The following is a 16487-nucleotide window of genomic DNA, read 5'->3' on the forward strand; positions in this document are numbered from 1 at the left end:
ATAGATAGCTAGTAACTAAAAGAAAGCACCTCATTCGAGGTGCTTTCTTTTAGTTACTTGTCCAAAAACTCCAACATTTTTTTATTGACTACTTCCGCTTGGTCCATCGATAAAAAGTGCCCGGCATTGCTGATGATTTCTCCTTCACCTCTGGGAAGAGAATTGGCAATTTTAACGGTCTTTGGTTCATTGATTATATCGTCATCCCCAATTAAGACCAAAACCGGCATTTGTAGTGTTTGCAATTTCTTGGTAGAAAAGGGACGCATGCTTAAAATAAATTCGTTATCAGAATCGGTTTCCAATCCTAGTTTGTATTGCTGAATATAAGAGTCCTTTATATGTGTGACGTCTGCTGACATGCTTTCCAAGGTCTGTTCTATCCGCTTTTCTTTGGAAGAAAACAATTTGACGATGTTTTTAAACAAATCCTTACTAGGTCTGATCCATGTAAAAGTTTGGGCCGGACTCAACAAAATCATGCTCTTGATTCTTTTCTGGTTACTAAATGCCAAGTTTACTGCCAGCCAACCCCCTCGTGAGGCTCCAATAAGGTGAAAATTGTCCACTTTTAGGGCAAAGAGCACCTCTTCATACCAATCTACTACCTTTTCTACATTTTCTACTTTATCGTATACGTGGGATTTTCCAGGTTCTAAAAGAAAGTCAATGGCAAATACCCGATAATTTTCGCTTAACGCTTGAATGTTTGGGTACCACATAGTTGAACTTGCATTCATGCCATGGAGCAGTACCATAGGTTCTCCATTTTTTGGCCCGCTTACCAATACATGGGCAATTCCGTCGGTGGTAGGGATGTAGAGTTCTTCATAATCCGTCGGCCAAAGTTCTAAGGTTCGGTCATATGCCTCATAGTATGTGGAGTCTAATTGCGAGGCTTCGGTAATGTAATCCGGTACTTCTTTATAGGCAGCAAACTTGTCCGTACAACTAAAAAGAACGAGGCAAGCCGTAGTTATAATTATAAATCTCATCTGGGGGAATTTCAACTAATCCGTAAAGATGGTGAGTAGACTTGTTAAAATCAAAAAAAATAGAGCAAAGCTCGCTGATCTCGCTAACCGGTTCAAAACGGTCTCTAATTTTATAAGCATCAAAGAGCCTTAACATGATGTGTTTGAGTATTTAGGTTGTTGAATCAGGACGTAGAAAAAGCCACCGAAGTGGCTTTGGATTATTGTAGTTTAAAGTTGATAGGAATACTGAAGGGCACTCGTACGGCACGGTCCCGTTGCTTTCCCGGAGTCATTTTAGGGAGTTTTCCAATGATTCGCTTTGCTTCGTTCTCAAGTAATTTGTCCGGTCCCCGCATTTGTATTTGACCGATGCTGCCATCTTTTTCAATGACGAACATGGTGCTTACGCGGCCTTCAATTCCCATTTCCTGAGCTATTTCGGGATATTTGAAATTCTTTTTAATGTGCTTCATCAACATTTCTTGAAAACAGGCTCTTTTGTCCTTCGCTTTTTCACAGCCCGGAAAAACCGGTACTTCTTCAATAGTGATAAAAGGAATAGACTCCGGCTCATCGTTTTCCATCACCTCCACGTCCGCTACTTCTATTATTTCTTTGTTTTGATCCGTTTCAGTAGAAGCCATTTCGGTTTCAATTACTTCTTCATCATCTTCAATTATTTCAATGATTGGAGGTGCGGTTAAAGGTGCTGGCGGTGGGGGTGTTTTGATATGCGTGGTAAAAGGTACTTCTTCAATAAGTTCATCTTGGACGTTCATACTAGCTACATAGCCATAATTTTTATCATAGGTTTTCCACTCCAAGGCGAGGAGCGTAACAAGAAGGACAAATAGTAGAGCAAAAAGAAAATATATGCCTCTGTCTCGGTTAATATCCGCTTTGGGATTTTTCTTTGATTCCATAATTCAAGGGTTTATAAATTTCTATGGATGAAGCTATGTTTCCTTTTGTAGAATTAAAACCGGCAATGAGTAACACCCCTATTTGGGTGAGGGAACATTAATTTACTGATTGAAAGCTCAAGGGCTTTTGCGATATTTGTTATGGGTTTCGTGTTATGACCACATTGAACTTTCGTCTAAATTTGTACTATGGGTTTATTTGGAAAAAGAGATAAACTACAAATCATTACTTTTCAAGGTTATGGTACCAATACGCATTTTTATGCAAGGGGCCGAGCATTGGAAGATGAAGAAATAGACTTGTCTCAAAAGGGAGTTTTTAATTTAATTTGGAATACCTACAAACGTTTTGAGACAGATGAGGTTAAAAATACCCAAGTGACCATTACGCTTCCTGATGGTCAAAAAATTGAAGGCAAAACGGATGGGGCCGGTTACTATAAAATAAAATGTAATCTGCAGGATTTAAGAACCTTGACCAATAGCGAGGGTTGGTTGGCCTTTGAGATTGCCTTTAATGACCCAACGCTTAAAAGGGAAATTTTACACCAAAATAGATTTCCGGGAGAAATGCTCATACCGTCTTCCAAAGCCCGTTTTGGGGTGATTAGTGATATTGATGATACCATTTTGCATACGGGCGTGGTCTCTTCCTTAAAATGGAAGGTGATTTTTAATACCGTGTTTAAAACGGCCGAAAGACGAAAGCCTTTAGCCGGAGCCGCGGAATTTTACCAATTGCTGCATCAGGGTAAAAACGGAAATGAGGCCAATCCTATATTCTACGTTAGTCACAGTCCTTGGAATATGTACCGATATCTCGAACTTTTTCTGCAGCAGAACGTTTTTCCTAAGGGGCCAATTCTTTTACGGAGCTTTCCCATATTTGGTCGGAAAAAGCCCAACGAGAAACCTCAAAAGCAAAAAGAAATCTTAAACATTCTAAAAACCTTTCCCAGTCTGAAAATCATTTTGATTGGCGACAGTGGGGAACATGATGCGGATATTTATAAAGAGATTACCGAGCTATATCCAAATCAAATAATTGCTATCTATTTGCGAAGCGTTGCCCACAAAAAACGTATGCAGCGTGTTAAGGGGCTTTTTGATAACTACACAACGGTCCCGGTACTTTTGGTAGAAAGCAGTGAACAGGCTATTGCCCATGCCAAGCAACAAGGTTTTATAAAATAGCGCTTAGAACAATCCGTTAATTTGGGCGTCAATTTTGTTGATGATGGACCCTAAATCTTCCGGATTACTTACAAAATCAAGGTCATCTACATCAATAATCAAAAGGTTGCCATTTTCGTAACCATGGATCCAAGCTTCATATCTTTCGTTCAATCGGCTTAAATAATCAATGGAAATACTGTTTTCATATTCCCGACCACGTTTATGAATCTGTTTTACCAAGTTTGGGATGGAGCTACGCAGATAAATTAATAGGTCCGGTGGTTGAATAAGGCTTTCCATAAGTTCAAAAAGACTTTGGTAATTGTTAAAATCCCTATTGGTCATAAGACCCATTGCATGTAGGTTGGGAGCAAAAATGTAGGCATCTTCGTAAATCGTACGATCTTGTATGGTAGTCTTACCACTTTGTCTTATATCCAAGACTTGTCTGTACCTATGGTTTAAAAAGTAAATCTGTAGGTTGAAACTCCACCGCTCCATTTGGGTATAGAAATCATCGAGATACGGGTTGTCAACTACATCTTCAAAATTAGCTTCCCATTTAAAGTGTTTTGCCAATAACCCTGTTAGCGTGGTTTTTCCGGCACCAATGTTACCGGCTACTGCAATGTGCATAAAACTTGATGGTTTTTAAATATTGATATTTCTACAACCTAGATACGACGGTACAAGATACAAAGGATCATCATTTGAGGGAAAAATTTAAAGGGTAAAATCCTTAGGAAAAATTTAATACGGTCTTTTGGTATAAAATTTTTATTTCCGGTGTAAAGCTGTAATTTTGCCCTGATTTTAAAAGAGGAAGGATTTGACTGATTGCAACCTCTTGTGCCAAAATTCATTTTTGGGGCGAATCAAATGCTAAAGCAGTTGGTAGGATTTTCTTTCCTATCAGACTTCTTTAGGCTATCGTAAAAATCCTTCCGCCAAAAACTAAAGAAGTATATGTCATACCTTTTTACATCAGAATCTGTTAGTGAGGGACATCCGGATAAAGTTGCGGACCAAATTAGTGATGCCTTATTAGACCATTTTTTGGCATTTGACCCAGAAAGCAAAGTGGCTTGTGAGACCTTAGTGACCACCGGTCAGGTTGTTTTGGCCGGCGAAGTAAAGAGCGATACCTATTTAGATGTTCAGAATATTGCAAGGGACGTCATCAACCAAATAGGGTACACCAAAGGTGAATACCAGTTTAGCGGCGATTCTTGTGGTGTCATTTCATTGATTCACGAACAATCGCAAGATATTAGCCAAGGCGTTGATCGTGGCGAAAAAGAGCAACAAGGTGCTGGTGATCAAGGAATGATGTTTGGGTATGCTACCAATGAAACGGATAATTACATGCCCTTGGCCTTAGATATTTCGCACCGCATTTTGTACACTTTGGCAGAACTTCGTAAAGAAGGCAAGGAAATCTCGTATTTAAGACCCGATGCCAAAGCGCAGGTAACTATTGAATATTCTGATGATAACGTGCCTGTGAGAATCGATACCATCGTGGTTTCTACCCAGCACGATGCTTTTGATGCCGACGATGAGAAAATGTTGGCAAAAATCAAGAAAGATATTATTGAGGTTCTAATTCCGAAAGTGAAAACACAATTGCCCGAAAGTATTCAGGCTTTGTTCGATGATGCTATCAAATACCATATCAACCCTACCGGAAAATTTGTTATTGGAGGCCCGCATGGTGATACCGGATTGACCGGAAGAAAGATTATTGTGGATACCTATGGCGGAAAAGGAGCTCACGGCGGCGGTGCCTTTAGTGGGAAGGACCCTAGTAAGGTGGATCGAAGTGCTGCGTATGCCTCTAGACATATTGCCAAGAACTTGGTAGCGGCCGGGGTGGCCGATGAGGTTTTGGTACAGGTGAGCTACGCCATTGGGGTGGTAGAGCCAACGTCCATTTTTATTGATACCTACGGTACCTCAAAAATTGAGGCTACCGATGGTGAAATTGCTAAAAAAGTAGCGGAACTATTTGATATGAGACCTTTTGCCATTGAGGAGAGGTTGAAACTCAGAAACCCTATTTATTTGGAATCTGCAGCTTATGGGCACATGGGTAAAACGCCTCGAACGGTTACCAAGGTGTTTGAGTCACCGTACAATGGCAGGGTGGAGAAAGAGGTGGAATTGTTCACTTGGGAAAAGTTGGATAGGGTAGAAGAAGTAAAAAAAGCCTTTCAACTGTAATTTTTTTTAAAATTAAGGGGAATTTAAAATTCCGGTATATATATTTGTTTTTTCAAAGTTCAAACACTTATTGACAGTTATCAAGAAAGGCGGAGGGACTAGACCCTATGAAGCCTTAGCAACCCTTTGTTCAAATTTAGTTGAATAGAGAAGGTGCTACGTTCTATCCCAATGATTGTTGGGGCAGATAACGACTAAAGTTGCTTCCGTAATTTTTTCCGCTTTCTTATAACTATTTAATCGAAACTAGGCTTAGTGATAACTGTCTAGGTTTGTTCGTATATTGATTTGTACAACTTAAATACTATATAAAATGAGCGACTACAATTTTTCAACCAACGCCCTACATGCTGGGCACGACACTAAAGAAACAGGCGGAACTAGAGCGGTGCCTATTTACCAAACCTCTTCTTATGTTTTTAATGATACGGACCACGCTGCCAATCTTTTCTCTTTGGCAGAACTAGGTTTCATCTATACACGTTTGAACAACCCTACCAATGAAATTCTTCAAAAGCGTTTGGCCGCTTTAGAAGGTGGTATTGGTGCCGTGGTTTTTTCTTCGGGTGCGGCAGCCATCTCTACGGGATTAATGACTTTATTGAAGGCCGGTGATCACATAGTTGCTTCCAGTAGCTTGTACGGGGGTACTTTTAACTTATTGAACGTAACGCTTCCTAGATTGGGAATCACCACCACTTTCGTGGATGCTTCTGACCCTACCAATTTTAAAAATGCGGTTCAAGATAACACTAGGGCCTTTTTCGTAGAATCCCTTGGGAATCCCAAATTAGATGTGTTGGATTTACAAGCTATTTCAGAAGAGGCAAAAGCAGCTCAAATACCTTTTATTGTTGATAATACGGTGGCCACACCTGCTTTATTAAATCCGATTGAGTACGGTGCGAATATCGTCATACACTCCATGACCAAATATATTGGCGGACAGGGTACTTCCTTGGGGGGTGTCATCGTCGATGCCGGTACTTTTGATTGGGCCAATGGTAAATTCCCTGAATTTACAGAACCTTCTGCTGGTTACCACGGTTTGGTCTACCATGAAGCTCTAGGAGCAGCATCCTACACTTTCAAATTGATTTTAGAGGGACTTCGTGATTTCGGAGGGGCTTTGAGTCCGTTCAACGCCTTCCAGATTATTCAAGGTTTGGAGACTTTGAACGTTCGTATCAAGCAACACAGTGAAAACGCTTTGGAATTGGCCAAATGGTTAGAAGGTCGCGAAGAAGTCGCGTGGGTCAACTACCCAGGATTGGAGAGTAGCAAATACAATGAGCTTGCTAAAAAATACCTTCCCAAAGGCCAAAGTGGTTTGGTTACTTTCGGAGTAAAAGGAGGTTTTGAGGCGGCCAAAAAATTGACCGATGCCACTAAAATATTCTCTTTGTTGGCAAATATCGGAGATACCAAATCTTTGATTATCCATCCCGCAAGTACTACCCACCAGCAGTTAAATGAAGAACAACAGGCTGGTGCCGGTGTTAGCCAAGATTTGATCCGTCTTTCTGTTGGTTTGGAAGACGTAACAGATTTAAAAGCTGATTTGGAACAAGCTTTTAATCAATTATGATAAATAAGTAATGGTAGTTTGTTGGGGGTAGTGGAACCCCAGTTACCTCCAACAAACATGCATTCGCACAATAAAAATTTATGCTCCATCATCTTCAAATAAAGAATTATCAAACCCTGGGTCAAAAGACGCAGAATATTGAGCTTTCATACCAGCTGTTCGGTCAAGAGCTGCACAGCGCCCCTATTGTGTTGGTTAACCATGCCCTTACCGGAAACTCAAATGTTACCGGCGACGGCGGCTGGTGGTCTGCCCTAATTGGAGAAGGAAAGTGTATCGATACAAAAAAATACACCATTCTTTCCTTTAATATTCCTGGTAACGGATATGACAAATTTGTCATTGAAAACTACAAGGATTTTGTGGCAGGTGATATGGGCCGCATTTTTCTTCAAGGGCTCGATATGCTCGAAATTAAAAAGCTTTATGCGATAATTGGTGGGTCATTGGGAGGTGGCATTGCCTGGGAAATGGCGGCCCTCAATCCTAAAATAACAGAACATTTGATTCCGGTGGCTTCCGATTGGAAATCTACCGATTGGTTGATCGCCAATTGCCAAATTCAAGAGCAGTTTTTGGTCAATTCCAAGCAACCAGTGCACGATGCACGTATGCATGCCATGTTGTGTTACCGAACTCCGGAATCGTTCAAAGAACGTTTTAAACGAAGTACCAATGAAGAGTTGCAGGTATTCAATGTGGAAAGTTGGTTAATGCACCACGGTGAGAAACTGCAGGAAAGATTCCAGGTTTCGGCCTATAAATTGATGAATCAGCTATTGAAGACCATCGATATTATGAGGGATGGTGACCGTAATTTCATCGACCTACAAAACAGCGATATGAATATTCATATTGTTGGAGTGGATTCCGATTTGTTCTTTACAGCGAAGGAAAATAAAGATACCTACAAGCAACTGGCACAAGCGAATAGTAATGTTACCTATGGCGAAGTACACTCGCTTCATGGGCATGATGCCTTTTTGATTGAGTTTGACCAAATGGAACAACTGCTGCGGCCTATTTTCAGTAGAAATGGAAAGAGTCAGGGACTCAAAGTGCTAAAGTTTGGTGGTAAATCGCTTGCCAATGGTGAGGGCTTGGAGAGGGTTTTGAATATCATCACCAAAAAGGAGGAAGAAGGTGAAAACATTGCTGTGATTCTTTCCGCTCGGGGAAAGGCGACCGATCAGCTTGAAAACCTATTGGAAAAGGCGGCTTCCGGTCAGAATTACCAGAAGGATTTCGAGACATTTGAAAAATACCAACAGCACAGTTTTAAAAATATAAAACTGGGAGATGAATTTAAGGAGCTGGCAAAAATTTTGGAAGGGGTTTCCCTTTTAGGTGATTATAGTCAGAAAGTTAAAGACCAGGTCTTGGCTTTTGGGGAATTGATTTCCATTAAACTGGTAAGTAAGTTGTTGGTAGGACGGGGAATTTCGGCACAAGCCTTAGATTCTCGGTTGTTGTTGAAAACGGATTCCAATTTTGGCGATGCTTCTGTAGATGAGGTTAAGTCAAAAGAGAACGTAATCAGGTATTTCGCAAATTTGGAGACGCAAACTGTACCGGTTATTTCTGGGTTTATTGCTTCCGATGAAAATGGAGATACCACCACTTTGGGTAGAAACGGCAGTAACTATTCCGCTGCGCTATTTGCCAATTTTTTAAATGCAGAAGAACTTCAGAATTATACCCACGTAGACGGAATTTTTACTGCTAATCCGGATTTGGTGCCTGATGCCAAACGCATAGATAACCTGAGTTATAGCGAAGCCAATGAGCTAGCTAATTTTGGAGCCACCATTTTGCACGCGAAGACCATTATTCCATTAATTGAAAAAAATATTCCACTTAGAATATTGAATACTTTCAATGACGATAATGAAGGTACTTTGATCAGTGCCAAATCTAAGGAAGGGGGTATCCGTTCGCTTTCCGTCATTGAAAATGTGGCGCTGATTAATTTAGAGGGTAGAGGGCTGCTAGGTAAAGTGGGGGTTGATGCCCGTATTTTTAGGGCCTTGGGCCAAAATAATATTAGTGTCAGCATTGTGTCACAAGGCTCGTCCGAACGGGGAATTGGCCTTGTTGTCGATGCCGATAAGGCACAAAGGGCGAAAAAAGCCTTGGATGCCGAATTTGCAGGCGATTACGAAAATAAGGATATCAATATGATTACCGTTCAAGATCAGGTCTCGGTAATCTCTGTGGTAGGTCAAGATTTAAGTACTTTTCATAGGCCTTTTAACGCTTTGATCAAGAATCAGGTAGTGCCGTTATTGTTCAATAATACGGTTTCCGGAAAGAATGTGAGTTTAGTGGTCAAAAAGACCGATTTGCACAAGGCCATCAATGTAATGCACGGTCAGATTTTCGGAATCAGCAAAAAAGTGAACTTGGCCATTTTCGGTCATGGAAATGTGGGCGGTACTTTGATCGAACAGATTTTAAAGTCCAAAAAGGCCATTGAAGAGCGTAAGGGAATCGACTTGAATGTCTTTGCAGTAGCTAACTCACGTAAAGTTCTTTTGGAGAAAAAGGGAGTCCCTAAATCATGGAAAAAAGCCATTGAGGAAAGGGGAGTGCCCTACACGTTTTCCGATGTGATGGAATTTGCCAAAAAGAACCATTTAGAAAACTTGATTGCTGTCGATAATACGGCCAATGAAGATTTTGTGGCCCACTATTTTGATTTTGTAGAAAATGGTTTTGATTTGGTTTCCTCCAATAAAATAGCCAATACCCTAGGTTTTGATTTTTATCAATTGTTACGGGAAGAGCTTGGGAAAAACCAAAAACAATACTTGTATGAAACCAATGTAGGAGCAGGGCTTCCATTGATCGATACCATTAAGTTATTGCATTTGAGCGGTGAGAATATCACTCAAATTAAAGGGGTCTTTTCTGGCTCTTTAAGCTATATTTTCAATACGTTTTCGGAGTCCGATAAGCCATTCTCGGCTATTTTGTTGGATGCCATGAAAAAAGGATTTACCGAGCCAGATGCACGTGAAGACCTTTCCGGGAATGATGTGGGTAGAAAATTGTTGATTCTAGCGAGGGAGTTGGATTTAAGCAACGAATTTTCGGATATCAGCATCAATAACCTTATTCCGGAAGACTTACGAGACGGATCAGTAGATGATTTTTTAAAGAACTTGAATGTGTTGGATGCCAAGTTCAGTGAGATAAAGAAAAACCAGAAACCAGGCCATGTCTTACGCTATGTAGGTGATTTGCACGGTGATTTGCAGAAGGAAAAAGGTATTTTGGAAGTAAAATTGGTTTCTGTGCCCAAAGAAAGTGCTTTGGGACAGGTAAAAGGTTCCGATTCCATTATTGAAATCTATACGGAATCTTATGGCAAAAACCCACTGGTGATTCAAGGTGCAGGTGCAGGGGCGGCAGTAACCGCCAGAGGAGTGTTTGGCGATATTTTAAGGATTGCCGAAAAGGGATAGATTTTAGGAGTTAGGAGTTAGGAGTTAGGAGTTAGGAGTTAGGAGTTAGGAGTTAAGGGTTAGGGGTTCGTAATGTGAATTCAAAATTTGGGTTTAACGGAAATTTCCATTCATCCGAAAGAGACTTGAAAAAGAAAAAAAAAGAAGAGATGAGTACGAATAAATTTGAGACGAACGCGATTCGCACGCAGTTAAAACGGTCAGAAAACCTAGAGCACTCGGTGCCTATGTACGTGACCTCTAGTTTTGTGTTTGAAGATGCCGAGGATATGCGTGCGTCTTTTGCAGAGGAGAAGGAGCGAAATATTTATTCCCGCTACTCGAACCCAAATTCTTCCGAGTTTATTGAAAAAGTGTGCCAGATGGAAGGTGCTGAAGACGGCTTTGCCTTTGCTTCAGGTATGGCTGCGGTTTTCTCTACCTTGGCGGCCTTGTTGGATAGTGGCGATCATGTAATTTCTTCTCGCAGTATTTTTGGCTCTACCCACTCCCTTTTCAATAATTTTTTCCCGAAGTGGAATATCAGTCATTCGTATTTTAAATGTGATGAGGTAGAAAAGATAGAATCGCTGATCACGCCCAAAACCAAAATTCTCTATGCGGAAACTCCCACGAATCCCGGTGTTGATGTATTGGATTTAGAATATTTAGGGGCCATTGCGAAAAAGCACGAATTGATTTTGGTTATTGATAATTGCTTTGCATCGCCTTATTTGCAACAGCCGATAAAATTTGGTGCCGATTTGGTCATACATTCCGGAACAAAATTAATGGACGGGCAGGGGCGTGTTTTGGCTGGTATTACCGTTGGAAAACGGGAGCTGGTAGACAAGGTCTATCGTTTTTCCCGAATTACAGGTCCGGCGCTTTCGCCATTTAACGCTTGGGTGCTTTCCAAAAGTTTGGAGACCCTGGCAGTTCGTGTGGATAGACATTGTGACAATGCCTTAAAATTGGCTGAATTTCTTGAAGGCCATGAAAAGGTAAATTGGGTGCGTTACCCTTTCTTAAAATCGCATCCTAAATACGAGGTAGCCAAAAAGCAAATGAAGGCCGGTGGCTGCGTAGTTGCTTTTGAGGTCAAAGGTGGATTGGAAGCCGGACAAAAGTTTTTCAATTCCATAAAACTATTGTCTTTATCCGCCAACCTGGGTGATTCCAGAAGTATCGTGACGCATCCGGCATCAACAACCCATAGTAAATTGTCAGTAGAAGAGCGCGCAGAAACCGGTATTACCGATGGTACCGTGAGGGTTTCCGTAGGGTTGGAGCATGTAGATGATATTATTGCCGATATCAAACAAGCTTTGGAAGCTTAATTAGGCTTTTTTGAAGCAATCATCATGTGTGGGCTAAAAGCGAGCAGGTTTTCGTCATTTTCCGTGATGGAAAGTAATTCGCTCAACGTTTTTCTGTTCTTAGGATGCAGCATGCTTGAAAAGTAATCTTTGTCTAGCCAAGTCATTCCTTCAACAGCCGTAAGCTGGTTATGGGTGAATCCCGCTTCTTGAAATTCCTTTTTGAGTTCTTCAGGGCGGTGGTAGTAAGCTTCTCCCATAAGACCCGGAAACTGCTTGGGCGGAAAGTGCTTGCTAGAGGTGAGTTCTTCTTTGCACATGTTGAAAAAGTTCTTGTCTTGAATATACCCATGTAGGAGCCCCACCAAGGTAGACGCGGTATAGTTGATAGCAAAACCAAGTACCGTTCCGCCAGGTTTTAAAACCCGTAATGCTTCCGTAATGGTTTGAGCTCGGTCTTTAGGGTTTTGAAGATGGTATAGGGGTCCGTGAAGTAGGATGAGGTCGGCAAATTCATTGGGGTAATCCAATTGCTGGGAAGCCCCAACTTTTACCGAAAAGCCATTTTTAGATTTTTTGGCCCGCTTTTGGGCAAGTTTGATGTGCTTCATGACAGGTTCCACTAGGTGAACCTGATGGCCTAAGTCTGATAGCCATTCAGCGTATTTTCCGGTACCTCCGCCAACATCTAAAATAATCATGTTGGGTTTGCGAAGGTGTTTTTCAATTAGTGCTTTCACCCGTTCAAACTCAAAGATTCCCATACCGTTTTCTAGTCGGGTTTCCTCAGAAGCCTGATTATAAAAGTCTTTTACGTTTTTGCTGATGAGTTTCTTTTGGTTGGCCATATGAAGGTTGGTTAATTCAGCTTTTATCCCTCAAAACTAAGAATATTGATGGTTTATATAGGTTGATACGTACTTTGTTTCCAGGGTTTATTCAACTTGGTAATCTAGCTTTTAAAGATTTTAATTTTCTGTATCTTCGCTTTATGCTCTCTAAAAAGACCAAATACGGCCTTAAGGCCCTCGCTTATTTAGCTTCCCAGAAGGAAAAAGCGCCTGTGCAGATTTCTGAAATTGCGAAGTGTGAAAATATTTCCCAAAAGTTTCTGGAGAGCATTTTATTATCCCTTCGAAAAAGTGGTTTTTTAGGTTCGAAGAAAGGCAAGGGCGGTGGATACTATTTGATCAAAGAACCCAATCAGGTTCTTATGACGGATGTTATGCGAGTGTTGGAAGGCCCCATTGCTATGGTACCCTGTGTAAGCTTAAATTTCTACGAAAAATGTGCAGATTGCCCAGATGAGGCAAGTTGTTCGGTCAATAAGCTCATGCTTATGGTCAGGGATGCCAACCTAGAGGTTTACCGAAATAACACGTTGGCAGACCTCATAATTTCCTAATCCTTGACTTTCAGTATTTCATCGGTTGATAATATCCCAGAAAAAAATGCGTTTTGTTAATAATCTACTAAATCTATAGGGTAATTGTAAATTCTTTTGGTTTGGTGCGACTCAGTTCAAAAAATAATTCTATTTTTGCTTACTCTATTAAATTAATAGGATAATAAAGGTTATGATTGTAGATCAACTTACTGTGGATTCTAAAAACCAGAAAACGACTTTTCAGAAAGACAAAACTTCTGAAAGCCCAAAAAGAAGTATCGTTAAGTCTATTAGTTGGAGAATCGTTGGAACCATAGACACCATCATGATTTCGTGGATCGTTACCGGTACACTAACCTTGGCTTTCTCCATAGGTTTGATAGAATTGGTAACCAAAATGGTTCTATACTTTTTTCATGAGCGAATCTGGAATAAAATAACTTGGGGTAAATAATTTATAGACAAATGAGTTTTTCAGAAGAATTAATTCAAGAGCAGAATAAAAAATTTGAAGGCGCAAATCCTCAAGAAATCATTACTTGGGCCATTGAGAATGCTAAAAATCCGGTAGTGACTACCAATTTTAGACCTTATGAAGTAAATATCCTTCATGCCGTTACTCAGGTAAAATCTGATATTCCCGTGGTTTGGTGCGATACCGGTTATAATACGCCCAACACCTACCGCCATGCCGAAGAACTAATCGAACGTCTAGGGCTTCAAATAGACTTATATGTGCCAAAGCAGACCACTGCGCATAGGGATGTGGTGATGGGTATTCCGCAAATAGACGACCCAAGGCATGCCATATTTACTGAGCAGGTGAAATTAGAGCCTTTTAGAAGGGCGATGGAAGCGCATCAACCTGATGTTTGGTTCACTAATCTTAGAAAAGGACAGACGGCTTTGCGTGATTCATTAGATGTATTGAGTTTAAGTAAAGACGGTGTTCTAAAGGTGAGTCCGTTCTATCACTATAGCGATGCGGAATTGGATGCCTATTTGGCGGAATTCGATTTGCCCAACGAACATAAATATTTTGACCCCACCAAGGTTCTGGAGAACCGTGAATGTGGATTGCATACCTAAATAATTGACTATTATAAACTTCCGCTTAGGCAGGATAAAAGCATAAAAACTTGGAAACAGTTACAAAAGAACAAGAATTGGATACAACACTTTTAGAGGCTACCGGCGATGTTGCCAACGCTTTGGAGAACGAGGCTATCTACATTATAAGGGAAGTAGCCGCGCAGTTTGAAAGACCTGTGTTGTTGTTTTCCGGAGGAAAGGATTCCATTACCTTGGTGAGATTGGCACAAAAAGCCTTCTGGCCCGCAAAAATTCCTTTTCCTTTAATGCATATAGATACAGGACACAACTTTCCGGAAACCATTGAGTTTAGAGATCGCTTGGTAGAGGAGTTGGGTCTAGAATTGATCGTACGCAATGTTCAAGACTCCATCGATCAAGGAAAGGTAAAGGAAGAAACTGGTAAGTATGCCAGTAGAAATATGTTGCAGACCACCACTTTGTTGGATGCTATTGAAGAATTCAAATTCGATGCCTGTATTGGTGGCGCCCGAAGGGACGAAGAGAAAGCTCGTGCCAAGGAAAGAATCTTTTCCGTACGTGATGATTTTGGTCAGTGGGACGAGAAAAACCAACGCCCGGAGTTATTCGATATGTTAAACGGTCAGATAGAATTGGGTCAGAACGTTCGTGTTTTTCCAATTAGTAACTGGACGGAGTTGGATGTTTGGAGCTACATTGAATCTGAAAACATTGAAATTCCTTCTATTTATTTTGCCCATAAGCGTAAGACGTTCTTGAGGGACGGACTTATCTGGTCTGCCGAGGACGATGTGGTTTTTAGGGCCGAGGACGAATTGGTAGAAGAACGTATCGTACGTTTTAGAACGGTAGGCGATATGTCATGTACCGCTGCGGTGGAATCCGAAGCCAATACCATTGCCAAAGTGGTTTCTGAAATTAGGGATTCTTCCATTTCGGAAAGAGGTGCGCGAATTGACGATAAGCGTTCCGAAGCGGCCATGGAGAAGCGTAAGCAACAAGGGTATTTCTAAGATAGTTAAGAGTTAAGAGTTAAAAGTTATGTGTTATGGGTTTTAGTGGGGTATCCTAATAAAACTAGTAACCAACAACCATACAAAGATGAAAGTATTAAAATTAGCAACAGCAGGTAGTGTAGATGACGGTAAAAGTACCTTGATCGGTCGTTTATTGTATGATACCAAATCGCTGACAACAGATAAATTAGAAGCTATTGAAAAAACCAGTAAGCAACGTGGTTACGATTACTTGGATTTTTCTTTGGCAACCGATGGTTTGGTAGCTGAAAGGGAGCAGGGTATCACTATTGATGTGGCCCATATCTATTTTTCTACCGCAACAAAAAGTTACATCATTGCAGATACTCCCGGTCACGTGGAGTACACTCGTAACATGGTTACCGGTGCATCTACTTCGCAAGCGGCCATTATTTTGATCGATGCCAGAAAAGGAGTGATCGAACAAACCTACAGACACTTCTTCATCAATAATATGCTTCGTGTAAAGGATGTGATAGTTGCTATTAATAAAATGGATTTGGTGGATTATGCGGAGGAAACCTTCAATAGCATCAAGGCAGACTTTGAGGAGTTGATGAGCAAAAGGGATTACCAAGATCAGAAAATTACCTTTATTCCCGTGAGTGCCCTAAAAGGGGATAACGTGGTAAATAAATCAGATGCCATGCCTTGGTACGAAGGTCAGACATTGTTACAACACTTGGAGGAGCTTGATTTAAAGGATATTTACAATACCGGTACCCCAAGATTTCCGGTGCAGTACGTTATTCGTCCAAAGACGGATGAATTCCATGATTTTAGGGGATTTGCAGGTAAAGTATACGGAGGTCAATTGTGTGTGGGAGATGAAGTTGTGGCCCTTCCATCACAGACCCGTTCCCGTATCAAGGAAATCTATTTCCACGATAAAAAGTTTCAAACGGCTTCCAGAAGGTCTTCGGTGACTATTACCTTGGAAGATGAAATTAATGTGAGCCGTGGAGATATGTTGGTGAAAGTAGGGGATTTGCCTACCATCAATAAGCAGTTTACAGCTACCGTTTCTTGGATGGATTCCGATCAATTGGTACCGGGAAAAAAATATGTGGTTCAGCATGGCGTAAACAAAGTGTTGGCCAAAGTAGATAAAATACACCATAAAATCAGTCCTGATTATTCAGGTATCGATACCGATGTAAGTGGATTGGGCATGAACGATATTGCGCAAGTATCCTTTAAATTGAATAAGCCTATTTTCTACGATAAATTTAAAGACCACCGTACCAATGGTTCCTTTATTTTGATTGATTCTCAAAGTAACAGTACCGTAGGGGCAGGTTTCATCAGCTAGTAAAGATGAGTGGAGCGGCATTTTT

Annotated in this window: 14 protein-coding genes and 1 riboswitch; of the genes, 10 read left to right on the forward strand and 4 right to left on the reverse strand. The window is 40.9% G+C overall.

The window, feature by feature from the left end:
* Positions 1-53: 53 nt before the first annotated feature.
* Together IL355_RS17880 and IL355_RS17885 are read right to left on the reverse strand one after the other, a co-directional pair.
* Complete coding sequence (locus tag IL355_RS17880) at positions 54-995, reverse strand: alpha/beta fold hydrolase (protein WP_192463457.1); 942 nt, start codon at positions 993-995, stop codon at positions 54-56.
* Positions 996-1195: 200 nt separating this feature from the next.
* Positions 1196-1900 (reverse strand): energy transducer TonB, encoded by a 705-nt coding sequence (locus IL355_RS17885; RefSeq protein WP_192463458.1) that lies wholly within the window; start codon positions 1898-1900, stop codon positions 1196-1198.
* A 189-nt stretch (positions 1901-2089) separates the two neighbouring features.
* On the opposite strand from IL355_RS17885, the gene IL355_RS17890 reads away from it, so the two are divergent.
* Positions 2090-3094, forward strand: a complete 1005-nt coding sequence (locus IL355_RS17890) for an App1 family protein (protein WP_192463459.1) — start codon at positions 2090-2092, stop codon at positions 3092-3094.
* 3 nt (positions 3095-3097) lie between these two features.
* Here IL355_RS17890 and IL355_RS17895 read toward each other — a convergent pair whose 3' ends face one another.
* A complete protein-coding gene (locus IL355_RS17895; protein WP_192463460.1) occupies positions 3098-3712 on the reverse strand; it encodes a deoxynucleoside kinase in 615 nt (204 codons plus the stop codon).
* A gap of 330 nt (positions 3713-4042) precedes the next feature.
* Between IL355_RS17895 and metK the strand changes: the two genes are divergently transcribed.
* The 4 genes from metK to IL355_RS17915 all read left to right on the forward strand — a co-directional run bounded on the left by metK (position 4043) and on the right by IL355_RS17915 (position 11673).
* Positions 4043-5299: a methionine adenosyltransferase gene (metK, locus tag IL355_RS17900; protein ID WP_192463461.1), complete on the forward strand. Its 1257-nt coding sequence runs from the start codon at positions 4043-4045 to the stop codon at positions 5297-5299.
* A gap of 74 nt (positions 5300-5373) precedes the next feature.
* Positions 5374-5493, forward strand: a riboswitch (SAM riboswitch).
* Positions 5494-5612: 119 nt separating this feature from the next.
* Positions 5613-6887, forward strand: coding sequence for an O-acetylhomoserine aminocarboxypropyltransferase/cysteine synthase family protein (locus tag IL355_RS17905; protein ID WP_192463462.1), 1275 nt, complete (start codon positions 5613-5615; stop codon positions 6885-6887).
* 80 nt (positions 6888-6967) lie between these two features.
* Positions 6968-10354: a bifunctional aspartate kinase/homoserine dehydrogenase I gene (thrA, locus tag IL355_RS17910; RefSeq protein WP_192463463.1), complete on the forward strand. Its 3387-nt coding sequence runs from the start codon at positions 6968-6970 to the stop codon at positions 10352-10354.
* A 149-nt stretch (positions 10355-10503) separates the two neighbouring features.
* Positions 10504-11673 (forward strand): trans-sulfuration enzyme family protein, encoded by a 1170-nt coding sequence (locus tag IL355_RS17915; RefSeq protein WP_192463464.1) that lies wholly within the window; start codon positions 10504-10506, stop codon positions 11671-11673.
* Here IL355_RS17915 and IL355_RS17920 read toward each other — a convergent pair.
* Positions 11670-12500, reverse strand: coding sequence for a class I SAM-dependent methyltransferase (locus IL355_RS17920; protein WP_192463465.1), 831 nt, complete (start codon positions 12498-12500; stop codon positions 11670-11672). The two genes, IL355_RS17915 and IL355_RS17920, sit on opposite strands and share 4 nt — an antisense overlap.
* A gap of 143 nt (positions 12501-12643) precedes the next feature.
* Between IL355_RS17920 and IL355_RS17925 the strand changes: the two genes are divergently transcribed.
* The 5 genes from IL355_RS17925 to IL355_RS17945 all read left to right on the forward strand — a co-directional run bounded on the left by IL355_RS17925 (position 12644) and on the right by IL355_RS17945 (position 16462).
* Positions 12644-13057 (forward strand): RrF2 family transcriptional regulator, encoded by a 414-nt coding sequence (locus tag IL355_RS17925; RefSeq protein ID WP_192463466.1) that lies wholly within the window; start codon positions 12644-12646, stop codon positions 13055-13057.
* Positions 13058-13229: 172 nt separating this feature from the next.
* Complete coding sequence (locus IL355_RS17930; protein ID WP_192463467.1) at positions 13230-13493, forward strand: DUF2061 domain-containing protein; 264 nt, start codon at positions 13230-13232, stop codon at positions 13491-13493.
* 11 nt (positions 13494-13504) lie between these two features.
* On the forward strand, positions 13505-14128 hold the full coding sequence (locus tag IL355_RS17935) for a phosphoadenosine phosphosulfate reductase domain-containing protein (RefSeq protein ID WP_192463468.1): 624 nt from the start codon (positions 13505-13507) through the stop codon (positions 14126-14128).
* Between the two features lie 77 nt (positions 14129-14205).
* The gene (gene cysD, locus IL355_RS17940; RefSeq protein ID WP_192463550.1) at positions 14206-15126 is read left to right on the forward strand and encodes a sulfate adenylyltransferase subunit CysD; all 921 of its coding nucleotides are present in this window, start codon (positions 14206-14208) and stop codon (positions 15124-15126) included.
* An 88-nt stretch (positions 15127-15214) separates the two neighbouring features.
* Positions 15215-16462 (forward strand): sulfate adenylyltransferase subunit 1, encoded by a 1248-nt coding sequence (locus IL355_RS17945; protein WP_192463469.1) that lies wholly within the window; start codon positions 15215-15217, stop codon positions 16460-16462.
* Positions 16463-16487 lie beyond the last annotated feature (25 nt).

It is taken from the genome of Euzebyella saccharophila (genome assembly GCF_014855495.1).
Taxonomy (GTDB): domain Bacteria; phylum Bacteroidota; class Bacteroidia; order Flavobacteriales; family Flavobacteriaceae; genus Euzebyella; species Euzebyella saccharophila.

What these genes read in the sequence shown, in the direction of transcription:
- IL355_RS17880 (WP_192463457.1), bottom strand. Translation starts at nt 995, where the DNA reads ATGAGATTTATAATTATAACTACGGCTTGCCTCGTTCTTTTTAGTTGT.
- IL355_RS17885 (WP_192463458.1), bottom strand. Translation starts at nt 1,900, where the DNA reads ATGGAATCAAAGAAAAATCCCAAAGCGGATATTAACCGAGACAGAGGC.
- IL355_RS17890 (WP_192463459.1), top strand. Translation starts at nt 2,090, where the DNA reads ATGGGTTTATTTGGAAAAAGAGATAAACTACAAATCATTACTTTTCAA.
- IL355_RS17895 (WP_192463460.1), bottom strand. Translation starts at nt 3,712, where the DNA reads ATGCACATTGCAGTAGCCGGTAACATTGGTGCCGGAAAAACCACGCTA.
- metK (WP_192463461.1), top strand. Translation starts at nt 4,043, where the DNA reads ATGTCATACCTTTTTACATCAGAATCTGTTAGTGAGGGACATCCGGAT.
- IL355_RS17905 (WP_192463462.1), top strand. Translation starts at nt 5,613, where the DNA reads ATGAGCGACTACAATTTTTCAACCAACGCCCTACATGCTGGGCACGAC.
- thrA (WP_192463463.1), top strand. Translation starts at nt 6,968, where the DNA reads ATGCTCCATCATCTTCAAATAAAGAATTATCAAACCCTGGGTCAAAAG.
- IL355_RS17915 (WP_192463464.1), top strand. Translation starts at nt 10,504, where the DNA reads ATGAGTACGAATAAATTTGAGACGAACGCGATTCGCACGCAGTTAAAA.
- IL355_RS17920 (WP_192463465.1), bottom strand. Translation starts at nt 12,500, where the DNA reads ATGGCCAACCAAAAGAAACTCATCAGCAAAAACGTAAAAGACTTTTAT.
- IL355_RS17925 (WP_192463466.1), top strand. Translation starts at nt 12,644, where the DNA reads ATGCTCTCTAAAAAGACCAAATACGGCCTTAAGGCCCTCGCTTATTTA.
- IL355_RS17930 (WP_192463467.1), top strand. Translation starts at nt 13,230, where the DNA reads ATGATTGTAGATCAACTTACTGTGGATTCTAAAAACCAGAAAACGACT.
- IL355_RS17935 (WP_192463468.1), top strand. Translation starts at nt 13,505, where the DNA reads ATGAGTTTTTCAGAAGAATTAATTCAAGAGCAGAATAAAAAATTTGAA.
- IL355_RS17945 (WP_192463469.1), top strand. Translation starts at nt 15,215, where the DNA reads ATGAAAGTATTAAAATTAGCAACAGCAGGTAGTGTAGATGACGGTAAA.